The sequence below is a fragment of the Rhodococcus sp. EPR-147 genome (genome assembly GCF_001647185.1).
Classification (GTDB): Bacteria; Actinomycetota; Actinomycetes; order Mycobacteriales; family Mycobacteriaceae; genus Rhodococcoides.
This window is the reverse complement of sequence record NZ_LVCU01000020.1, coordinates 1-1,622: the sequence shown is the minus strand read 5'-3', so window position 1 is coordinate 1,622 and position 1,622 is coordinate 1. Positions and strand designations below refer to the sequence as shown.

Annotated in this window: 1 protein-coding gene; it reads right to left on the bottom strand. The window is 67.0% G+C overall.

The features are described from left to right. Nucleotides 1-1,615 (bottom strand): Stk1 family PASTA domain-containing Ser/Thr kinase (pknB, locus tag A2J02_RS00875; protein WP_068045557.1); only part of this gene is annotated, 1,615 nt, incomplete at its 3' end. Nucleotides 1,616-1,622 lie beyond the last annotated feature (7 nt).

The window sequence follows — 1,622 nt, the reverse complement described above, 5'->3', positions numbered from 1 at the left end:
TGGAGTCGATGTTCTCTATCTGGACGCGGAGACCGGCACCCGCCACGTTCGGCTGCGCAACGTCGACGAGCTGGCCGACGACGTTGGGCATCCGTACCTGCGCCGGGCCGGAACCGAGCGTGATGCGAACCTGCGAGTCGGCGTTCATGCTCACGCCCGAGGACGGGTTCTGTTCGACGACCCTGTCGAGGTTCTCCGGCGTGGACGGTGCCCGGGCGACGGTGGGATCGAGTTGAAGGCCCACCTCGTTCAAGGCGGCCGACGCCTCCTGCTGCGTTCGTCCGGTCAGCCGCGGCACCTGCACCTGCTGGGGGCCCGAGGAGACGTCGAGCTGGATGTCCCCGGGTGATTCGGTCTGTGACCCCGCGGCGGGGTTGGTGCCGATCGCGGAACCCTCGGGAACCGACGCATCCGGTCTCTCCTGCACGGTGACGCGCAGGCCGACATTCTCGAGTTCCCGCTGGGCCTCGTCTGCGACGAGGCCTGCGACGGACGGCACGGTGACGGACGTGGGCTCCGCTCCGGGACCGAGGGACCACAGGAATGCTCCGACGATCGCGACGACGATGATCGACGCCGCGGAGATCAGCGCGATCTTCAGGCCCCGACGGCTCCTGGGTTCGTTGTCGGGTTCGGTGTGCTTCGACGGGCGGGGTGTGCCGGCGGCTGCTGCGGCCGGCTTGTCCGTGCCGGAGAAGTCCGCCTGCCGTGAATCGACCGATCCGAGAATCGTGGTGCGGTCCTCGTCGTTCATGACCATCGGGGCGCTCGGACGTTGACCGCCGAGCACCCGGACCAGGTCGGTGCGCATCTCGGCGGCGCTCTGGTAGCGGTTGGCGGGATTCTTGGCCATCGCCTTGAGGATGATCGAGTCGAGTTCACGCGGCACCGTGTCGTTGACCAGCGACGGCAGCTGAGGATCCTCGCGCACGTGCTGATAGGCGACCGCGACCGGGGAATCACCCTTGAACGGGGGCTCACCGGTGAGGATCTCGAACAGCACACAGCCGAGCGAGTAGACGTCCGATCGAGCGTCGACCTGCTCGCCGCGAGCCTGCTCGGGCGAGAGGTACTGCGCGGTTCCGATGACGGCGGCCGTCTGAGTCATCGGCGACGAGGAATCGGCGATGGCGCGCGCGATGCCGAAGTCCATCACCTTCACTGCGCCCGCGTTGTTGATCATGATGTTCGCGGGTTTGACGTCGCGGTGCACGATGCCGTTGCGGTGGCTGAAATCGAGTGCAGCACAGACGTCGGCGATGACCTCCATGGCTCGACGCGGTGCCATGGGCCCTTCGGCGCGCACGATGTCGCGGAGGGTGTCGCCGTCGACGTACTCCATGACGATGAACGGGAGCGGACCGGCTTCGGTCTCGGCTTCACCGGTGTCGTACACGGCGACGATGGCCGGGTGGTTCAGTGCGGCCGCGTTCTGGGCTTCGCGGCGAAACCGCAGGTAGAACGTGGGGTCGCGAGCAAGATCGGCGCGCAGAACCTTGATGGCGACGTCGCGGTCCAGCCGAGTGTCACGTGCCAGATGAACCTCGGACATGCCGCCGAATCCGAGTATCTCGCCCAGCTCGTAGCGAGAGGAGAGCGTACGGGGAGTCGTCATCGTTGTC